The 20,094-nt window shown below is 72.7% G+C and carries 13 protein-coding genes; 6 read left to right on the top strand and 7 right to left on the bottom strand.

Translation table 11 applies throughout. The annotated features are described in order from the left end of the window. Nucleotides 1-36: 36 nt before the first annotated feature. Complete coding sequence (locus AB0I06_RS31350) at nucleotides 37-699, bottom strand: Rv3235 family protein (RefSeq protein WP_363122244.1); 663 nt, start codon at nucleotides 697-699, stop codon at nucleotides 37-39. Between the two features lie 686 nt (nucleotides 700-1,385). Between AB0I06_RS31350 and AB0I06_RS31345 the strand changes: the two genes are divergently transcribed. From AB0I06_RS31345 to AB0I06_RS31325, 5 genes are all read left to right on the top strand, one after another. Continuing rightward, nucleotides 1,386-1,901, top strand: coding sequence for a hypothetical protein (locus tag AB0I06_RS31345; RefSeq protein ID WP_363122226.1), 516 nt, complete (start codon nucleotides 1,386-1,388; stop codon nucleotides 1,899-1,901). 68 nt (nucleotides 1,902-1,969) lie between these two features. Further along, complete coding sequence (locus AB0I06_RS31340) at nucleotides 1,970-2,635, top strand: HAD hydrolase-like protein (protein WP_363122225.1); 666 nt, start codon at nucleotides 1,970-1,972, stop codon at nucleotides 2,633-2,635. Between the two features lie 459 nt (nucleotides 2,636-3,094). Continuing rightward, entirely contained in the window at nucleotides 3,095-8,047 is a 4,953-nt protein-coding gene (locus AB0I06_RS31335; RefSeq protein ID WP_363122224.1) for an NAD-glutamate dehydrogenase, read from the top strand. Nucleotides 8,048-8,160: 113 nt separating this feature from the next. Continuing rightward, the gene (locus tag AB0I06_RS31330; protein ID WP_363122223.1) at nucleotides 8,161-8,619 is read left to right on the top strand and encodes a GtrA family protein; all 459 of its coding nucleotides are present in this window, start codon (nucleotides 8,161-8,163) and stop codon (nucleotides 8,617-8,619) included. Then, nucleotides 8,603-10,069 (top strand): hypothetical protein, encoded by a 1,467-nt coding sequence (locus AB0I06_RS31325; RefSeq protein ID WP_363122222.1) that lies wholly within the window; start codon nucleotides 8,603-8,605, stop codon nucleotides 10,067-10,069. The genes AB0I06_RS31330 and AB0I06_RS31325 overlap by 17 nt, the downstream gene beginning before the upstream one ends. A gap of 139 nt (nucleotides 10,070-10,208) precedes the next feature. On the opposite strand, the gene AB0I06_RS31320 is transcribed toward AB0I06_RS31325, so the two are convergent. From AB0I06_RS31320 to AB0I06_RS31305, 4 genes are all read right to left on the bottom strand, one after another. Next, nucleotides 10,209-11,855 (bottom strand): glycosyltransferase family 2 protein, encoded by a 1,647-nt coding sequence (locus AB0I06_RS31320; RefSeq protein ID WP_363122221.1) that lies wholly within the window; start codon nucleotides 11,853-11,855, stop codon nucleotides 10,209-10,211. Continuing rightward, complete coding sequence (locus tag AB0I06_RS31315) at nucleotides 11,852-14,053, bottom strand: CDP-glycerol glycerophosphotransferase family protein (protein ID WP_363122220.1); 2,202 nt, start codon at nucleotides 14,051-14,053, stop codon at nucleotides 11,852-11,854. Before AB0I06_RS31315 ends, AB0I06_RS31320 begins: the two co-directional genes overlap by 4 nt. Before the next feature lie 80 nt (nucleotides 14,054-14,133). Beyond that, a complete protein-coding gene (locus AB0I06_RS31310; RefSeq protein ID WP_363122219.1) occupies nucleotides 14,134-14,958 on the bottom strand; it encodes an ABC transporter ATP-binding protein in 825 nt (274 codons plus the stop codon). Next, complete coding sequence (locus AB0I06_RS31305) at nucleotides 14,951-15,868, bottom strand: ABC transporter permease (RefSeq protein WP_363122218.1); 918 nt, start codon at nucleotides 15,866-15,868, stop codon at nucleotides 14,951-14,953. The genes AB0I06_RS31310 and AB0I06_RS31305 overlap by 8 nt, the downstream gene beginning before the upstream one ends. Before the next feature lie 183 nt (nucleotides 15,869-16,051). Here AB0I06_RS31305 and AB0I06_RS31300 point away from each other — a divergent pair, with 183 nt between their 5' ends. Continuing rightward, a complete protein-coding gene (locus AB0I06_RS31300) occupies nucleotides 16,052-16,678 on the top strand; it encodes a TetR/AcrR family transcriptional regulator (RefSeq protein WP_363122217.1) in 627 nt (208 codons plus the stop codon). Between the two features lie 639 nt (nucleotides 16,679-17,317). On the opposite strand, the gene galE is transcribed toward AB0I06_RS31300, so the two are convergent. Continuing rightward, nucleotides 17,318-18,298 (bottom strand): UDP-glucose 4-epimerase GalE, encoded by a 981-nt coding sequence (gene galE, locus AB0I06_RS31295; RefSeq protein WP_363122216.1) that lies wholly within the window; start codon nucleotides 18,296-18,298, stop codon nucleotides 17,318-17,320. Nucleotides 18,299-18,374: 76 nt separating this feature from the next. Then, nucleotides 18,375-20,051, bottom strand: a complete 1,677-nt coding sequence (locus AB0I06_RS31290; RefSeq protein WP_363122215.1) for a glycosyltransferase family 2 protein — start codon at nucleotides 20,049-20,051, stop codon at nucleotides 18,375-18,377. Between the last annotated feature and the right edge of the window lie 43 nt (nucleotides 20,052-20,094).

Genomic DNA, 20,094 nt, shown 5'->3' with positions numbered 1-20,094 from the left:
CACCCGAGGGTGTCCGGCCCCTCTGTTTCGACGCCCTCACTCGTACGCCGGGCGGGGTGGGCGGGGGCCGCCGAGTTCCACCGCCGTGCAGCGCCAGCGGAGGTCCTGGCCCAGCTCCAGGCGGAAGGCCATGGCGCGCAGCCGGTCGCCGGCGCCGATGCGGGCGAAGGCCTCGATGGCGCCCGGGCGGGGCTCGAAGTAGCCGATGTCCCGTACGACGGGGCGGGCGCCACGGGTGCGCAGGGGGCCGCGTTCCGCCAGCCAGGCCAGTTCGTCGTAGGCGCGACCGCGGGTGTGGCGGAGCATCGAGTGGACGGGGCGGTGTCCGCTCAGCACGGCGACGAGGAGGTCGGCGAAGACGTCGGTGGGCAGGGGCTGGGGAACCGTCGCCCGAGCGGAGCCCTGGGCGGGGACGCGTGGGGCGCTCTCGGCGGAGCCCGGCGGAGTGAGGCCCGTGCGCACCCGGGTGGTGTCCTCCGCGGGCCTGCGAGGGGCTGTGCGGGGTGCGGAGCGGGTCGTGGAGGGCGTGGGCGGACGGGTGTCGGCCGGACGCGTACGCGGGCTCCTGGAGCGGTGGGAGACCGGCGGACGGCCCCCGGCCGCCGCAGGACGCGCGCGGCCGCCGCCGGGCGAACGCGGGGGTGCCGCCGCGGCGGCGGGGAGGGGTCGCCCGGCGCGGGCGCCGGAGGGGAGGGACAGTGTGGTGCCGAGAGGGGCGGGGGCTGTGGCTCCGTAGTCGTGGGGCGTGCGGGATGCGGTGTCCGCGAGGGGGCTGCGGGTGCCGGTGGCGCTGCGGGCGCTTCGGTCACGACCGTTGGACGCGTCGGTAGCCGGGGGCTGTGGGCTGTTCGCGGGAGGCTGTCCGGCCCCCTGGCCGGTGGCCAGCGCGGGCGGGCGTGGGGGCGTCGATTCCGTGGCCCTCGCCGGAAGCCGTGGGGTCGTCGGGTCGGTGGGCCTTGCCGCCGACCGCAGGGGCGTCGGGTCGGTGGGCCCTGCCGGAAGCGGCGGGGGCGGCGTGTTCGTGGGGCTCGCGGGTGGGTGGGGGGTGAGGCGGTGGCGGGTCCTGGTCATGACCTTGCGCATGGGGGGTCCCCGTTTCGTGGGTCCGGTGGATACCGGGGAGTAACTTCGGGTCGCTGATCTTGTACGGGGCGGACGGGGGCGGCGGCAAGGAGGCGGGACCCGGGTCGCGAGGGCCGCAAAGGTTCACCTATCAGGGTGATGTCGAGGGTGCGGAGCCCATGGGCGTGGGGGTGGACCGGGTGAATTCCCGGCCCGGGGTGGACGCGTCCGGCGGCTCGGGGCGGGACTCGAAAGGGGACGCCCCGCACGTATCCTGAAGGCCGTTTGGAGCTCTCCGACCACGACCACGAAAGCGGCCAGCCATGCGTGTCTACGTGCCCCTGACCCTCCCCGGTCTCGCCGAGGCCCACAGGACGGGTGAGCTGGGAGCCGGGCCGTTCGTCGCCTACGCCGTGACGCCCGCGCTGCGCGAGTGGTACGTCTCCGACGACATCGAGGAGCTGGAGTACGCGGCGCTCGGCCGGGCCGCGCTCGCCTCGCTGCGGCTGCTGGCGGCCGAGCCGGAGGCGCCGCGGCGCCGGGTCGTGGTCGCCGTCGACGTGGCCGACCGGGCGGCGAGCGCGGATCCCGGCCGCGGGCCCGACCCGGCGGCGCTGGGCGAGGTGCGGGTCGCGGGCCCGCTACGGCTGGGCAAGGCGGCGTCGGTGCATGTCGACGCGGCGGACGCCGAGACCGATGTGGCGGCGGCCGCCGAGGCGCTGCCGGCGGCGGACGGCGGCGACGGTGACGCGCAGTTCGTCGTGGACGGGGCGGAGGACCACGAGCTGCTGTGGTTCGCCACGCAGGAGATCCCGAACCTCGTGGGTGCCGGGGCCTGACACGGCCGAGGGGGCGCGTCGAGTCACCGCTCTCTTGATTGTCAGTGCGGGCGGGTACGTTTTCGGGCATGGGGACGAAGACGGGCGCGCACATTGTCTGGGACTGGAACGGGACGCTGTTCCACGACATCGACGCGATCATCGGGGCGACGAACGCGGCCTTCGCCGAGCTGGGCCTGGAGCCGCTGACGCTGGAGAAGTACCGGGAGCTGTACTGCGTGCCGGTGCCGAAGTTCTACGAGCGGCTGATGGGGCGGCTGCCGACCGAGGCCGAGTGGCTGGCCATGGACGACATCTTCCACCGGTACTACGCCGAGCACCGGACGGCGTGCGGGCTGACGGTGGGGGCCGCGGAGCTGCTGGCCGGCTGGCGCTCGTCGGGCCGCAGCCAGTCGATCCTGAGCATGTACGTGCACGAGGAGCTCGTTCCGCTGGTGCGGGGCTTCGGGATCGAGCCGCACTTCATACGGGTGGACGGCCGCACCGGGCCGTCGGGCGGCAGCAAGGCCGAGCACATGGTGCGCCACCTGGCGTCGCTGCGCGGGGTGGCGCCGGAGCGGACCGTGGTGATCGGGGACGCCGCCGACGACGCGGTGGCCGCGCTCCACGTGGGCGCCCGGGCCGTGCTGTACACCGGCGGGTCGCACAGTCGGGTGAGTCTGGAAGCGGTCGGCGTGCCCGTGGTGGACACGCTGGAGGAAGCGGTCGCGGAGGCCGAGAGACTCGCGGCCTGACCGGGACCCGCCGACGGCGCCCCGTAGCGGCACTGTGCAGAACGTCAAACTTCCAGGGCTGGTTTTGTACACATACGGCTCATGACGCGGTGCCTGTAAGGAGCGATAGCCTTGGTGGCGTGATCAGCGCGATAGTTCGCGGGGACGCCGTCGTCCCTGCCTTGCGCCCGGAGAGCACGGACGACATCCGTGACCGGGCGGCAGTCGCTGGTCTTCGCGGGCGGGACGTGGCATCGAGGACTCCCGGGACGCCGAGCATCACCCGTACCCGGGCGTCGCAGAGAGCAGCGTCACATCGGTGGCGTGGCTCAAGATTGGCTCAGACACCCCCGCTCATCTCACCTTGCGGCATAGCGTCGGAACAGACCGGATACCCCGTGTCACGACGTGAGGTCGTAAGCGCAGAGGCCGTACTTCCTTCTACGTCACGCAACGGCGCGCGACAGGAGCCAGAGGACAATGCAGACCAAGCTGGACGAAGCCAAGGCCGAGCTGCTCGAGAGGGCCGCCCGGGTAGCTGAGAACAGCCCGGTCGGGGGGCACCTACCGACCGGGTCGACGGGCGAGGAGACCCCAGACGCCCAGGAGGCCCCGGACCGCGAGACCCTCCTCACGTTCCTCCAGCGTTACTACCTGCACACGGCCCCCGAGGACCTCACCGACCGCGACCCGGTCGATGTCTTCGGAGCCGCCGTGTCGCACTACCGGCTGGCCGAGAACCGCCCCCAGGGCACGGCCAACGTGCGGGTGCACACGCCCACGGTGGAGGAGAACGGGTGGACCTGCAGCCACTCCGTGGTGGAGGTCGTCACCGACGACATGCCCTTCCTCGTCGACTCCGTCACCAATGAGCTGACGCGGCAGGGGCGTGGGATCCACGTCGTCATCCACCCGCAGTTCGTCGTGCGGCGCGATGTCACCGGCAAGTTGATCGAGGTCCTGTCGACCCCGGCCATCGGCGAGCTGCCGCACGACGCCCACGTCGAGTCGTGGATCCATGTCGAGATCGACCGCGAGACCGACCGGGCCGATCTGAAGCAGATCACCGCCGACCTGCTGCGCGTGCTGTCCGACGCCCGTGAGGCCGTCGAGGACTGGGGCAAGATGCGGGAGGCGGCGACCCGGCTGGCGGAGGGGCTGCCGGACGAGCCCATCCCCGGTGACCTGCCCGGCCCGCAGGTCGAGGAGGCCCGCGAGCTGCTGCGCTGGCTGGCCGACGACCACTTCACGTTCCTCGGCTACCGCGAGTACCAGCTGCGCGACGACGACTCCCTGGCCGCAGTGCCCGGCACCGGGCTCGGCATACTGCGCGCGGACCCGCAGCACGCCGGTGAGGAGAGCCACCCGGTCAGCCCGTCCTTCGAGCGGCTGCCCGCCGACGCCCGGGCCAAGGCACGCGAGCACAAGCTGCTCGTCCTGACCAAGGCGAACAGCCGCGCGACCGTGCACCGCCCGTCGTACCTGGACTACATCGGCGTCAAGAAGTTCGACGCCGAGGGCAACGTCATCGGTGAGCGGCGCTTCCTCGGGCTGTTCTCCTCCGCCGCCTACACCGAGTCCGTGCGCCGGGTTCCCGTCATCCGCCGCAAGGTCGAGGAGGTCCTGGAGCGCGCCGGGTTCTCGCCCAACAGCCACGACGGCCGGGACCTGACGCAGATCCTGGAGACGTACCCGCGCGACGAGCTCTTCCAGACCCCGGTCGACGAGCTGCGCTCCATCGTCACCTCCGTCCTCTACCTCCAGGAGCGCAGGCGCCTGCGGCTCTACCTGCGCCAGGACGAGTACGGGCGCTACTACTCCGCCCTCGTCTACCTCCCGCGCGACCGCTACACCACGGCCGTGCGCCTGAGGATCATCGAGATCCTCAAGGAGGAGCTGGGCGGCATCAGCGTCGACTTCACGGCGTGGAACACCGAGTCGATCCTGTCCCGGCTGCACTTCGTGGTCCGCGTCCCGCAGGGCACCGAGCTGCCGGAGCTGTCCGACTCCGACAAGGAGCGCATCGAGGCCCGGCTGGTGGAGGCCGCCCGCTCCTGGGAGGACGCCTTCGCCGAGGCGCTCAACGCCGAGCTCGGCGAGGAGCACGCGGCCGAAGCCATGCGCCGGTACGCGCACGCCTTCCCCGAGGGCTACAAGGCCGACCACAACCCGCGCGCCGCGGTCGCCGACCTCGTCCACCTCGAGCAGCTGAACGCCGAGGAGGGCAAGGACTTCGCGCTCAGCCTGTACGAGCCGGTGGGCGCCGCCCCCGAGGAGCGCCGCTTCAAGATCTACCGCACGGGTGACGCGATCTCCCTGTCGGCCGTGCTCCCGGTCCTCAACCGGCTCGGTGTCGAGGTCGTCGACGAGCGGCCGTACGAGCTGCGCTGCTCGGACCGCAGCGTGGCCTGGATCTACGACTTCGGTCTGCGCATGCCCCGCGCGAACGGCGCCGGTGACCACTTCGGCGACGACGCCCGCGAGCGCTTCCAGGACGCCTTCGCCGCCACCTGGACCGGCAAGGCGGAGAACGACGGCTTCAACGCCCTCGTCCTGAGCGCCGGGCTGACCTGGCGCCAGGCCGTGGTGCTGCGCGCGTACGCCAAGTACCTGCGCCAGGCGGCCTCGACGTTCAGCCAGGACTACATGGAGGACACCCTCCGCAACAACGTCCACACCACCCGGCTGCTCGTCTCCCTGTTCGAGGCGCGGATGTCGCCGGACCGGCAGCGCGCCGGGCACGAGATCGTGGACGCGCTGCTGGAGGAGGTCGACGCGGCCCTCGACCAGGTGGCCTCGCTCGACGAGGACCGGATCCTGCGGTCCTTCCTCACCGTCATCAAGGCGACCCTGCGGACCAACTTCTTCCAGGAGGCCGCGGGCGGCAAGCCGCACGACTACGTCTCCATGAAGTTCGACCCGCAGGCCATCCCCGACCTTCCGGCACCGCGTCCGGCGTTCGAGATCTGGGTGTACTCGCCGCGCGTCGAGGGCGTGCACCTGCGCTTCGGCAAGGTCGCCCGCGGTGGTCTGCGCTGGTCCGACCGGCGTGAGGACTTCCGCACCGAGATCCTCGGCCTGGTCAAGGCGCAGATGGTGAAGAACACCGTGATCGTGCCGGTCGGCGCCAAGGGCGGCTTCGTCGCCAAGCAGCTGCCCGACCCGAGCGTCGACCGCGACGCGTGGATGGCCGAGGGCATCGCCAGCTACAAGACGTTCATCTCGGCGCTGCTCGACATCACCGACAACATGGTCGCCGGCGAGGTCGTCCCGCCCGCGGACGTCGTCCGCCACGACGAGGACGACACCTACCTCGTCGTCGCCGCCGACAAGGGCACCGCGACCTTCTCCGACATCGCCAACGAGGTCGCGGAGAAGTACAACTTCTGGCTCGGCGACGCCTTCGCCTCCGGCGGCTCCGCCGGCTACGACCACAAGGGCATGGGCATCACCGCCCGCGGTGCCTGGGAGTCCGTCAAGCGGCACTTCCGCGACATGGGCGTGGACACCCAGACCGAGGACTTCACGGTCGTCGGCATCGGCGACATGTCCGGTGACGTCTTCGGCAACGGCATGCTGCTCTCCGAGCACATCCGCCTCGTCGCCGCCTTCGACCACCGGCACATCTTCATCGACCCGAACCCGGACGCCGCCACCTCCTACGCCGAGCGCCGCCGCCTGTTCGAGCTGCCCCGCTCCAGCTGGGAGGACTACGACAAGGAGCTCCTGTCGGCCGGCGGCGGCATCTTCCCGCGCACGGCCAAGGCGATCCCGGTCAACGCGCACATCCGCGAGGCCCTCGGCATCGAGGCCAAGGTCACCAAGCTGACCCCGGCCGACCTGATGAAGGCCATCCTCCACGCGCCGGTGGACCTGCTGTGGAACGGCGGCATCGGCACGTACGTGAAGTCCTCGGCCGAGTCCAACGCGGACGTCGGCGACAAGGCCAACGACGCCATCCGCGTCGACGGCCAGGACCTGCGCGTCAAGGTCGTCGGCGAGGGCGGCAACCTGGGCCTGACCCAGCTCGGCCGGATCGAGTTCGCGCTGCACGGCGGGCGGATCAACACCGACGCCATCGACAACAGCGCGGGCGTGGACACCTCCGACCACGAGGTGAACATCAAGATCCTGCTCAACGGCCTGGTCCGGGACGGCGACATGACCGTCAAGCAGCGCAACAAGCTGCTCGCCGAGATGACCGACGAGGTCGGCCACCTGGTGCTGCGCAACAACTACGCGCAGAACACGGCCATCGCCAACGCCCTGGCCCAGTCCGGCGCCATGCTCCACGCCCAGCAGCGCTTCATGAAGCACCTGGTCAGGGAGGGGCACCTGGACCGGGCGCTGGAGTTCCTGCCCACCGACCGGCAGATCCGCGAGCGGCTTGCCCAGGGCCAGGGTCTGACCGGGCCGGAGACGGCCGTGCTGATGGCGTACACGAAGATCACCGTCGCCGAGGAGCTGCTGCACACCTCGCTGCCGGACGACCCGTACCTCAGCACGCTGCTGCACGCCTACTTCCCGACGAAGCTGCGCGAGCAGTTCCCCGAGCACCTGGTCAGCCACCCGCTGCGCCGCGAGATCACCACGACGGTCCTGGTGAACGACACGGTCAACACGGGCGGCACGACCTACCTGCACCGGCTGCGGGAGGAGACCGGAGCGTCGCTGGAGGAGATCGTGCGGGCGCAGACCGCCGCCCGGGCGATCTTCCGCCAGTACCCGGTGTGGGACGCGGTCGAGTCCCTCGACAACAAGGTCGAGGCCGAGGTCCAGACCCGCATCCGGCTGCACTCGCGGCGTCTGGTGGAGCGCGGCACCCGCTGGCTGCTCAACAACCGTCCGCAGCCGCTCCAGCTCGCCGAGACGGTCGACTTCTTCGCCGACCGCGTCGAGCAGGTCTGGGGCCAGCTGCCCAAGCTGCTGCGCGGCGCCGACCTGGAGTGGTACCAGAAGATCTACGACGAGCTGACGGGCGCCGGCGTCCCGGAGGACCTCGCCACCCGGGTGGCGGGCTTCTCCTCGGCCTTCCCGACGCTCGACATCGTCTCGATCGCCGACCGCATGGGCCGCGAGCCGCTGGACGTCGCCGAGGTGTACTACGACCTCGCCGACCGGCTGCGCATCACCCAGTTGATGGACCGCATCATCGAGCTGCCCCGCTCCGACCGCTGGCAGTCCATGGCCCGCGCGGCCATCCGCGAGGACCTCTACGCGGCGCACGCGGCGCTGACCGCCGACGTCCTCGCGGTCGGCGACAGCACCTCGACGCCGGAGCAGCGCTACAAGGCGTGGGAGCAGAAGAACGCGGCGATCCTCGGCCGTGCCCGCAGCACCCTGGAGGAGATCCAGAGCTCCGACGCGTTCGACCTCGCCAACCTGTCGGTGGCGATGCGCACCATGAGGACGCTGCTGCGCACGCACTCGTAGGGCGTACGGCGTGACGGGCGCCCCGGGCCGGTTCCGGCCCGGGGCGCCCCTTCTTGGCCTGCCTTAGGGCGATTCGACTGGAGGACTTACCGAATCCGGCTAAGGCTTGGGGCGTGACTGTGAACCTCTCCGCGGAGCGAGTGGCCGTCCCCGCCCTCCCGGTCAAGCGCGTCGTTCTCGAGGCGGTGAACTTCGCGCTGGTCGGCGGCAGCGGCGTCGCCGTCAACTTCGTGGTGTTCAACGTGCTCCTGCACGGGCTGCACCGGGCCGCCATGGTGGCGACCGTGGCGGCCAGCCTCGTCGCCATGAGCGGCAACTACCTCGGCTTCCGGTACGTCACCTACCGCGACCGGGCCTCCCGGACAGGGCGACAGATCGCGCTGTTCTTCGGCTTCAGCGCGCTCGGCGTGGCCATGGAGAGCGGGCTGTTCTACGCCGGGTACCACGGCCTCGGCCTGGCCGGGCCCCTGGCCTCCAACGCCGTCAAGGCGGTGTCCATCGTCCTGGCCTCCGCCTTCCGCTTCCTCGTCTACCGGACCTGGGTGTTCGGGCACGATGCGCGCCGCGCCTAGACCGGCCGTCGCCGCCGCGCAGGCCGCCGCCGCGGTGGTCCTCCTGCTGCTGCTCCTGGTCATCGTCCGGCTGCCCTGGGCCGGTGACCTCGGCATGCACGCGGCGACGCTCCAGCGCCTGCGGCACGACCTGGTCGACCCGGGCGATCCGCTGGTCGACGCGGACACGCCGAGCCCGTACTACTCGCCCTGGATGCTGGTGCTCGGCTGTGTCGCCCGGGTCAGCGGCCTGTCGGTCTTCGTCGTGCTGCGGCTCGGTGCGCTGGCCGGGCTCGCGCTGCTGGTCACGGGGGTGTGGCGGTACGTACGGACCCTGACCGGGCACCGGGCCGCGCCCGCGCTGGCCCTGCTGAGCCTGCTGCTCCTGTGGGGGACGGCCGTGTTCAAGTGGAGCGGCTTCTACGGGCTCGACTCGCTGGCCCTGACGGTGTCGTACCCGAGCCTGTTCGCGCTCGGGCTGGCCTTCCACCTCTGGGCGTGGCTGGGGCAGGCGGTGCGCTCCGGCGCCGGGTGGGGCGGGTGGCTCGGGCTGGGGGCGCTGTGGGCGGTCGTCCTGCTGTGTCACCAGTTCTCCGGGGTGGTGGCGTCCCTGGGGGCGGCCGCGACGGTGGTGGCCGCCCGGCCGGACCGGCGGGTCTGGCTCCGGCTCGGCGGCGGTCTGGTGGTGGGGTTCGGGGTGCTGGCGCTGTGGCCGTACTACGACTTCTTCGCGCTGTTCGGGGCGGGGGACGGGCTGGAGGCGGTGCACCGGCCGTTGTACGAGGACCTGCTCGGGCGCTACTGGCTGGTGCTGCTCGGGGTGGTGGCGCTGGGGGCGCGCGCCTGGCGGGACCGGTGGGATCCGCTGGTGCTGTTCTTCGTGCTGGGCGTCGCGGTGGTGGCGGCCGGCGGGGTCTGCGGCCACTACTCCTGGGGGCGGGCGCTCCCTGCGGCGCTGATTCCGGCGCAGCTCGCGGCGGCCGTGGAGGTGTGCGAGGCCGGGCGGCGTGCGGTGCGGGTGGGGTGGGCGTGCGTGCTGGGCGCGGCGCTGGCGGTGGGGGCGTGGACGCAGGCGGGGGCGGTGGCGTACGTGGTGAAACCGCGGGAACTGCCGGCGGCTGTCGCGGAGAAGTACCGGCGACCGTGGGCGGGCTACCACTGGATGACGCGCTGGGTGCGGTACGGGGATGTGGTGATGGCGCGGGAGGGCCGGCCGGCCCGGCAGATCCCGGCGTACGGGGCGTACACGGTGGCGCCCGGGTATCCCGACTTCTTCCTGCCGGACGAGGAGCGGCGGGAGGGAGCGGTGCGGAGGTACTTCGCCGGGGGGACGTCGGGGGAGGAGCGGCGGGAGATCCTGCGGGAGTACGGGGTGCGGTGGGTCGTGGCGGGGGTCGGGATGCGGGGCGCCGGGTTGCGTGAGGTGGCCCGGGGACCGGAGGGGCAGGTGTTGTACGAGGTGGTGCGTTAGCGGGTGCTGCGGGGTGGTTGCCGAGGTCGGGTGGGTGCGCGGCCCGGCGGAGCGGGGTGCTGCCCGCGCCCACCCGTGCCGCCCCGGGCGGCACGCATGCCCGCAGCCAAGCGGCGGCACGCATGCCCGCAGCCGGGGGCTACCGCAACGCGCTCGCCACCAGCCTCGCTGCCCGTTTCACCCTCGGACGGGCCAGTCTGCGTACCGTCGGGCGGATCACTCTCGCCGTGAGTCCCACCGGTTCCCAGCGGACCTGGAGGCGGCCCGGGCCGTGGCCCTCCGGCTCCACCGTCAGGTGGTGGGACGGGACGCGGGTCGTCAGCGTCGGGAACGTCAGGGGCGCCAGCAGCAGACCCGTGTGGGACAGGCCCTGGTGCTGGAGGCGGAGCAGCGGGTGGCGGATGCCCGCGAAGCCCTGGAGGGGGAGCCGGGCCGCCCCGAGGTCGAGGTGGGCGTGGCCCTCGAAGAGGCCGGGGCGGACGGGGGAGAGGCGGAAGGGGACGCTGAGCCGGCGGCCGCCCGGGGCGATGAGGAGCATGGCGCGCTGCGGCCCGACCGGCAGCCGCAGCGCCGGGTCGTACGTGCGGATGGTGAGGTCGATCGCGGCGCCCGGGCCGCGGGTGATCTCCGTGATCTCGTGGCGGAACAGGGCGCTCGGGAAGGGACGGGTCGCCAGCTCCAGGTCGGAGACGTCCAGTTCACGGCGTGACCACTCGGAGTCGGGGACCCGGTCACCCCAGTAGGTGCGGCCGTCCGCGTCGGTGACCACGCGCCTCGGTCCCACTCCGTGCCCCAGGCCCCGGGCCGCGAGGCGGGCCTCCGGCAGCCGCCGATCGCGGATCAGCTGGAGGACGACGCGTTCGGCACGCGGGAGGCGGGCGAACGCGCCCGGGGTGAGCGTGTCGAGGTAGGGCGTGACGATGTCGGCGAAGGACGTCAGCCAGGCGTCGTCGCGGTACGGCAGATCACCGGCGTACATGCGGAAGTCGTGCTTGAGGAACTTGTGGTCCTTGTCCTCACGCAGCGACTCGTGCCCGCTCTCGGCCAGGAACGCGTCGATGAGCCGCTGGACGTGGACCCGGTCCTGGACGTTGGCGAGCTTGTGCCGCTGGTTGGATATGGAGGCCGTCTCGGAGGCCGCGAAGGGCGCCACGTACCAGCGGTAGACCGGCTCGGGGACGATCGTGAAGCTCTTGGCCAGGCAGTACGCCTGGGCCGAGAACAGCTGGTCCTCGTAGTGGATGCCCTCGGGGAAGCGCAGGCCGTGCCGGTCGAGGAAGGCCCGGGAGTACATCTTGCTCGTCGACAGGTGCTCGAACAGCAGCCGCGGGTCCGCCTCGATGCCGTCGAGGGTGCGCCGCTCGGCGACCAGGTGCGGCATCCACGTCGAGCGGCGGCCGTTGTCCACGCGGATCCGTTCCACGGCGCCCATGGCGAAGTCGATCTCGCGTTCGCGGTGCGCGGCGAGCAGAGTCGCGACGGCGTTCTCGGGGAGTTCGTCGTCGCTGTCGAGGAACATCAGGAACGGGGCGCGGGCGATCCGCAGCGCGCGGTTGCGGGGGACGCTGCACCCTCCGCTGTTCCGCTCCAGGCGGAGGTGGCGGACGCGGGGGTCCCGGGCCGCCAGCCGCTGCGCCACCGCCGGGGTCTCGTCGGTGGAGTGGTCGTCGCTGATGATGATCTCGATGTCGGTGTGGGTCTGGCGGCGGACCGAGTCGACCGCGCGGGTGAGCCGTTCGGCGTCGTTGTAGACGATGACCGTCACGGTGACGTCGGGGGTGCTCATGCGGTCGCCTCCTGCGGGGTCGGGGCCGGGGTGCGCTCCTCGACCGGCAGCACCGGCGGCAGGTCCCGTTCGTCCTGGCCGAGGAAAACCCGGCGCACCACGCGTTCGGCGGCGCGTCCGTCGTCGTACTCGCAGAACCGGCGCCGGAAGACGGCCCGGGTCTTCGCCGCGTTCTCGTCGCGCCAGGCCTCGGTGGTGAGGATCTCCGTCAGCTCCTGCTGGGTGCGGGAGACGGGCCCCGGGGCCTGGTCCATCAGGTCGAAGTAGACGCCTCGGGTCGTGCGGTACGTCTCCCAGTCGTCGGCGTGGATCACGATCGGCCGGTCGAGGTTGGCGTAGTCGAACATGATCGAGGAGTAGTCCGTGACCAGGGCGTCCGCGGCCAGGCACAGTTCCTCGACCGGGTCGTAGGAGGAGACGTCGACGATCCGGCCGGTGCGGCGCAGGTTGGTGAGCGGGGAGGCGGCGCCGCCGTAGAAGTAGTGGCCGCGCACGAGCAGGACCGTGTCCTCGCCCAGGCGGTCGGCGAGGGCGGCGAGGTCCAGGCGCGGGGTCCAGCCGGCCTCGTAGTCGCGGTGGGTGGGCGCGTAGAGGACCGCCCGGCGGCCGCGGGCGATGCCGAGCCGGTCGCGGACCGCGCGGATCTCGGCGGCGCCGGCCGTGTAGTAGACGTCGTTGCGCGGATAGCCGTGGTCCAGCGAGACGTAGCGCGACGGGTACGCGCGCTCCCACATCCGGGTGGTGTGGCTGTTGGCCGAGACGCTGAAGTCCCACTTGTCGATGCGCTCCAGCAGCGCCCGGAAGTCCAGGCCCTGCGCGGCGGCGGGGAACGCCATCTGGTCGATGCCCATGCGCTTCAGGGGCGTGCCGTGGTGGGTCTGGACGTGGATCGAGTCGGGGCGTTTGACCACCGCGTTGGGGAAGTTGACGTTGTTGACGAGGTACTTGGCGGTGGCCAGCACCTCCCAGTAGCGGCGGCTGCCGGGCACCACGTGGTCGGTGCCGGGCGGCAGCAGCGCCGCGTTCTCCTCCGTGACCACCCACACCGGGTGGATCTGCGGGGCGAGTTCGGTGAGCTTGGCGGCGATCGCGGCCGGGTTGCAGGCGACGCCGCGGTTCCAGTACGCCGAGAACACCGCGAGGTGCGGGTTGACCGGGCGGCCGAGCGCCCTGCGGTACTGGTGGTCGCGGAGCATGGCGCCGGCCTGGCGCTTCCGGGCCCGTACGGCCGATCTGGCGGTGCGCCGGGTGCGGTTGACGGCCTGGAACGCCCGGTACTTCGCGTAGGCGCCCTCCTCCAGCAGGGAGCGGCGGACGCCTTCGAGTCCGCCCGGGCGGCGGTAGCCCTCGGGGCGGTGGCGCAGGGCGGCCAGGGACGCCCGGCGGAAGAACTCCCGTGCGACCTCCTCCGGCATGCCGCCGCGCGCGAAGGTGCGCAGGCAGTCGCGGACCATGACGTCGTAGAGGACGGTGTGCACGGGGCGCCGGTCGCGGGTGAGGCCGAGGAGCGACTCGTAGCGCTCGACGAGGCCGTAGCGCTGCTCGGGCGTGACCGGGGGCAGGCTCGCGGGGCGCAGCCGGCGGTCCTCGTAGGCGACGTGCGGCAGGCAGGCGACGCGCTCGGCGAGCAGCAGGGCGGCCAGGGCGGCGTACGGTTCGTCCTCGGTGCTGAGCCGTGACTCGTGCGCCCGCCAGAAGTCGGCGCGCAGGACGCGGGTGCCGAGCAGCGGGGTGAGCCGCAGCAGGGGCGCGCAGTCGTCGAGGGCGAGGTCGGCGCGGCCCGCCCGGGCGAGGAGCGGGCCGTCAGAGGAGGGCATGCCGGAGGTGTGCCAGGTGCTGCGGACGTGGTCCAGCAGGAGGACGTCGACCTCGCCGGGTAGCTCGGCCACCCGCTCCGCGACCGTGCGCGGGGTGCCGGCGGGCAGGCCGTCCTTGGCGTGGACGAAGTGCAGCCAGCGGCCGGACGCCCGGGCCGCGCCCGCCGCCCGGGCCGCCGGATCGCCGGTGCCGTCCGGAAGCGGCACTACGTCGACCGCGCCGTCCGGGGTGTGCCGCTCGGCGGTCTCCCGGGCCCAGTCGCCGACCGTGGCCACGATCACCTCGGCGTCCGGCAGGGGATGGGCGGCGAGGGAGTCGAGGAGTTCCGTCAGATGGTCCTGAACGTTCGGCCCGTGGACGATGACACTGAGTTCGGCCATCCCGGGGACCCCCTCTCGCAGCGTGCACCGTATGCGGTCATGCTGCCATCAATGGGACGAAAGGGCCGACCGGGTGGGCCTCACGAGGGAACGGCGGCCTTGGGCTTCGGCTTGGCGGCCTTGTCGCCGGTGAACGCCTCGTACTCCTTGAGGACGTCCTCCGTCGGGCCGTCCATGCGCAGTTCCCCGCGCTCCAGCCACAGCACGCGGTCGCAGGTGTCGCGGATCGACTTGTTGTTGTGGCTGACCAGGAACACCGTGCCCGCGTGCTTGCGCAGCTCGCGGATGCGCTCTTCGGAGCGCTTCTGGAAGGAGCGGTCGCCGGTGGCCAGGGCCTCGTCGATCAGCAGCACGTCGTGGTCCTTGGCGGCGGCGATGGAGAACCGCAGCCGGGCGGCCATGCCGGAGGAGTACGTCCGCATCGGCAGCGTGATGAAGTCGCCCTTCTCGTTGATGCCGGAGAAGTCGACGATCTCCTGGTAGCGCTCCTTGACCTGCTCGCGGGACATGCCCATGGCCAGGCCGCCGAGGTGCACGTTGCGCTCGCCGGTCAGGTCGTTCATCAGGGCCGCGTTGACGCCGAGCAGGGACGGCTGGCCGTCGGTGTAGATGTGGCCGTTCTCGACGGGCAGGAGTCCGGCGACGGCCTTCAGCAGGGTCGACTTGCCGGAGCCGTTGGTGCCGATCAGGCCGATGGCCTCACCCCGGTACGCCACGAAGGACACGTTCTTCACGGCGTGCACCCGGCGCACGCCGGAGGCCTTCTCGGTCTGCTTGCGGCGCACGATGCGGTTGAGGGCGGCGGTCGCGGAGCCGCGTCCGGCGCCGGTGCCGTTGACGCGGTAGACGATGTCGACGCCGTCGGCGATGACGGTGGGGATCTTCTCGCTCGGGTGCTCAGCCACGGCCGTACGTCTCCTCAGCCTTCCAGAAGTAGATGAAGCCGCCGACGCCGGCGACGAGCGCCCAGCCGACGGCGATCGCCCACACGTGGGCGGGGAGCTGGCCGGCGTGGAAGCTGTCGATCAGGGCGAAGCGCATCAGGTCGATGTAGACGGCGGCCGGGTTGGCGGCCAGGGCGATGGTCACCACGTGGGGCAGGCTGTCCTTCTGTGCCAGCTTGTCGATGCTCCACATGACACCCGAGACATACATCCAGGTGCGCAGCACGAACGGCATCAGCTGTGCGATGTCGGGGGTCTTGGCACCCATCCGGGCCATGACCATGGAGACGCCCGCGTTGAAGGTGAACTGGAGGAACAGCGCCGGCAGCGCCAGCAGCCAGGACACCCCGACCGGCACGCCGAAGCAGAGCAGGATGACGACCAGGGCCGCCATCGAGAACAGCAGCTGCTGGAGCTGCTGGAGGCAGAAGGACAGCGGCAGCGCGGCGCGCGGGAAGTGCAGGGCGCGGACCAGGCCGAGGTTGCCGGAGATGGCCCGGGTGCCCGCCATGATCGAGCTCTGCGTGAACGTCCAGATGAACACGCCGGTGACCAGGAACGGGATGTAGTCCGGCACGCCGTGCTTGGTGCCGAGCAGCACGCCGAAGATGAAGTAGTAGACCGCCGCGTTCAGCAGCGGGGTCATCACCTGCCAGACCTGGCCGAGCTTCGCCTGGCTGTACTGGGCGGTGAGCTTGGCGGTGGCGAACGCGGTGATGAAGTGGCGGCGGGCCCACAGCTGGCGCACGTACTCGGGCAGGGAGGGCCGGGCGCCGCTGACGGCCAGGCCGTGGCGGGCGGCGAGGGCCGCGAGGTCGTCGGCCGGGACCGGTGCCGGGGACTGGGGCGGTGTGTGGAGGACCGTACTCACATCCGCTGCTTTCGCTCGGGGAGGGGTGGGACCTGGGCCGCGAAGAGCAAGGGCAGGGGTGGACTTTTACCGGACTCTTCACGGATTCTTACGTCGGGACGGGACCGTATCGTCGTAACGGGAGCGTACGACGGCCGAGCGTCGGAACGCAACCGTTTCGTCGTGACGCCCTATGCTGTCGGCATGACGACGAAGCCCGACGAGCCCCAGCAGCCGCCGCGCCGCCGGGCCCCCGCGGGGGCCGCGGTACTGCGGGAGGACGTGACGGAAGCGATCCGGGCGGCCGTCTTCGAGGAACTCGCGGCCGTCGGCTACGCGCGGATGTCCATCGAGGGGATCGCGCGCCGGGCGGGCGTCGGGAAGACGGCGGTCTACCGCCGCTGGCGCTCCAAGCTGCACCTGGTGCTCGACATCGTCTCGGCGCTCGCCGTGCAGGGCCTGCCCGCGCCGGACACCGGCTCCCTCGAGGGCGACCTGCGGCTGCTCTACGAGGTGACGTCCCGGGCCCTGCGCCACCCCGTCGCCTCGCAGGTCATCCCCGACCTCCAGGCCGAGGCGGCCCGCAATCCCGACATCGCCGAGGCCCTGCAGAAGGCCCTGCGCGAGGGCCAGGACGGCGTCGCCACCGGCATCGTGACGGCGGCGGAGCGCCGTGGCGAACTGCGCGAGGGCATCGACCACGAGCTGGCCCTCGACCTGATCTCCGGCCCGCTGTACTGGCGCTCGGTGGTGATCCGCACCCCGAAACTGCCCAAGGGCTACCTGGACGCGCTGGCCCGGGCCACGTCGGAGGGCCTGAAGGCGCTGTAGGCCGCCGCCTCGGCGACGCCGGTGGGGCGGGCCGCGGCGGGCGTGCGGGGGCGCGGGCAGGTCTGCCCTGTCCGGGTCCGGGGTGGCTGGGTGTCGGTGGGGTTCGCTTGCGGGGTCCCGCGTCGGTGAGCCCCGGCGGGTGCGGAACGCGCGGGAGGGCCCGGCAGGGGCCGCCGGGGGGCCGGGCTGGCGCGCCGGGCCGTGGCAGGTCTGCCCCGTCCCCGGCCTGTGGTGGCTGGGGTGTCGTTAGCGGTTCGCCCGGAGGGCGGGCCCTGCCCTGCGCGGCCGGGCCCCGGCGGGTGTCGACCACGCGTGGACTGGGTGGCTGGCGCGCGGCGGGCTGGCGCGCGGGGGCGTGGGCAGGTGTGCCCTGTCGCAGGTCCGTGGTGGCTGGGGTGTCGTTGGCGGTTCGCCTGGGGGGTGGGCCCTGCCCCGCACGGCCGGGCAGGTGTGCCCTGTCCGGGGCCGTGGTGGCTGGGGTGCCGTGGGGGGTTCGTTCGCGGCGGTCGGGACTTGTCCCACGCGGCCAGGCCTCGGCGGGTGTGAACCGCGCTCGGGGGCCCCGCAGGCGCGCCGGGCTCTCCGGGCTGGCGCGCCGGGGATCGGGCCCGCGGCAGACGCGGCGGGGGCTCCGGTGGGTCAGTCCCGCAGCGCCTTCGGATGGAGCCGCAGCCACCCCTCCCACGCTGAGGTGATCATGTCCCGGACGTCGTGTCGGGCCTTCCAGCCCAGCTCCGTGGCCGCCCGGTCGGCGGAGGCGACCACGCGGGCCGGGTCGCCCGGGCGCCGGGGGGCGACGGTGGGGGGCCGGTCGTGGCCGGTGACCTCGTTGATGCGGTCGATCATCTCGCGCACGGAGACGCCCTCGCCCCGGCCGATGTTGAGCGTGAGACCGCGGCCGGGGGAGGAGCTCAGGACGCGGGCCGCCGCGACATGGGCCTCGGCCAGGTCGACGACGTGGATGTAGTCCCGCACGCAGGTGCCGTCCGGAGTCGGGTAGTCGTCTCCGAAGATCCGCGGCGGCGCGTCCTCCGTGAGCTTCTCGAAGACCATGGGCACGAGGTTGAACACCCCGGTGTCCGCGAGCTCCGGGCTCGCGGCGCCCGCCACGTTGAAGTAGCGCAGGCACGCCGTCGACAGCCCGGTCGCCCGGCCCGTCGCGCGGACCAGCCACTCGCCGGCCAGCTTGGTCTCGCCGTACGGCGACATGGGCGCGCACGGCGTCTCCTCCGTGACCAGGTCCACGTCCGGCATGCCGTACACCGCCGCCGAGGAGGAGAAGACGAAGGACGGCACCCGCGCCGCCGTCACCGCGTCCAGCAGGACCCGCAGGCCCTCGACGTTCTCCCGGTAGTAGTGCAGCGGCAGTTCGACCGACTCGCCCACCTGCTTCTTCGCCGCGAGATGGACGACGCCGGTGACCGCGTGGTCCACCAGGGCGCGGGCGAGCCGCTCGGCGTCCAGGGTCGAGCCCACCACCAGCGGCACCCCGTCGGGCACGCGCTCGGCGATGCCGGTGGACAGGTCGTCGTACACCACCGCCCGTTCCCCCGCCGCGGTCATCGCCCGTACGACGTGCGCGCCGATGTAGCCGGCGCCGCCGGTGATCAACCAGGTCATGTGCGGCCGTCCCCTCGTCAGTTGACCGTGGTGGTGCTGTGCGCTGATCCGTCGTGGTCGTCGTACGCGCGTGCTCTCAGTGAAGCAGGCGGCGCAGTCGTGAGCGCGCGACCGACAGCACACCGCGTACGCCGGGAGCCACCCGCAGCGCCAGCGCTCCGGAGTGGGTGATGTACGGCTGTACAAGTACCACGCCGTGCCGGGCGCTCGGGACGGCGCCGCGGCGCAGCAGACCGGTGCCCGTGAGGGCGTGCGCGGTGACGTCGCGGCTCGCGCCGTCGCGGAAGCGGATGCGAAGGCGCAGGTCCCAGGTGCCCGCGCCGCGCGCGGCCAGGGCGGCGAGGTCGACGGTCGTCTCCGCCCACCAGCTTCCGGCGGACTCGGGGCCGGTCCCGGCGGCCTCGGCGCCCGGCTCGTACGGCGTGAGCGCCAGGGTCGCGCCGCGGACCACCACGTCCCCGTCGTCCCGGTGCCGCCACTGCGTCTCCACCGTCTCAGGACCCGCCTGCGCCACCCGCCCGTACAGCTCGTGCAGCCGCAGCCGCAGCCGCAGCCGGGCGTCCCGCCCCCGGGCCCGCAGCTCCGCGTCGACCGCGAGGGGCAGCGCACCCACCGGCCGGGCCAGCAGGGGTTCCAGGGAGACCTGGGGGAGGTCGGCCGACCATACGGGCGTGCCGTCCGCGGCGTGGGCGTACGGCGGGCACAGGCGGGCCGGGCGGGCCGCGAGTTCCCGCAGCCGGGGCAGGTCGCGCGGCTCCGGACAGGCCAGGACGACCCGCCCGGCCAGCCGGCCGGGAGCAGCCGGGTTGCGCGCCCAGTCGTCGGCGTCGTACTCGGCCAGATGCGCCCGCGTGAGTTCCCACCAGGCGCGCCGGTAGGCGGCGTCGCGCAACCCCAGTTCGCGCAGGTACATCCGAAGATCGTGGTCGAGGAACTTGGCGCGCACGGCCCGCGCGAGTTCCTTCTGCCCCGCGCCCAGCAGCACCTCGTACGCCTGCCGGCAGGCCTCCGTACGGGCCCGCCAGTTCGCGACCCCGGCCCGGTCCAGGGAGATCGACAGCCGCTCGGCGGACCGGCGCACGTGCCAGACGTACACCCGGTCCGGGATCAGGGCGATGCGTGGGGCCGCGGCGAGCACGCGCGCGGTGAAGACGACGTCCTCGTAGGGGAAGCGGCCCTCGGGGAAGCGGATGCCGTGCGCGCGCAGGAAGGCGGTGCGGTAGAGCTTGTTGACGCAGAGCGTGTCGTGGACCAGGCGTGTGCGCCGCGCGGGGTGCGGCACCACGGCGTGCAGCGCGTAGAGGCGGGGCTGCCAGGGGACTTCGCGGCCCGACGGCACCTCCCGGCGCACACACAGACCGCTCGCGACCTCGGCGCGCGCGCCCGATGCCGCCTCGAGCAGCGCGGCGACGGCGCCGGGCGGCAGGACGTCGTCGCTGTCCAGGAACATCACGTACGGCGAGGCCACCGCGTCGAGCCCGGTGTTGCGGGGGGTGCCGCAGCCGCCGCTGTTGACCCGGCGGCGGATCACCTTCAGGCGTGGCTCCGAGGCGGCGAGCCGGTCGAGCAGGCCCGCGCTGCCGTCCGTCGAGCAGTCGTCGACGGCGATCACCTCGCGCACGGCGGGCCCCTGGGCGAGCGCCGAGCGCACGGCGTCCGTCACATGGGCGGCGTCGTCGTAACCGATCACCACGACGGCGACCTCGGCGAGCGGCCCCCGGGTGTCCCTCTCGGCATGCGTCTCGGCGTTCATCACAGCGGATCGTAAGCCGGGCGAATGACATGAAAGTGATAAC

The sequence above is a fragment of the Streptomyces sp. NPDC050674 genome, from assembly GCF_040654575.1.
Lineage (GTDB): Bacteria > Actinomycetota > Actinomycetes > Streptomycetales > Streptomycetaceae > Streptomyces.
The sequence above is the reverse complement of the archived record's forward strand: the minus strand, read 5'-3'. Positions and strand labels throughout refer to the sequence as shown.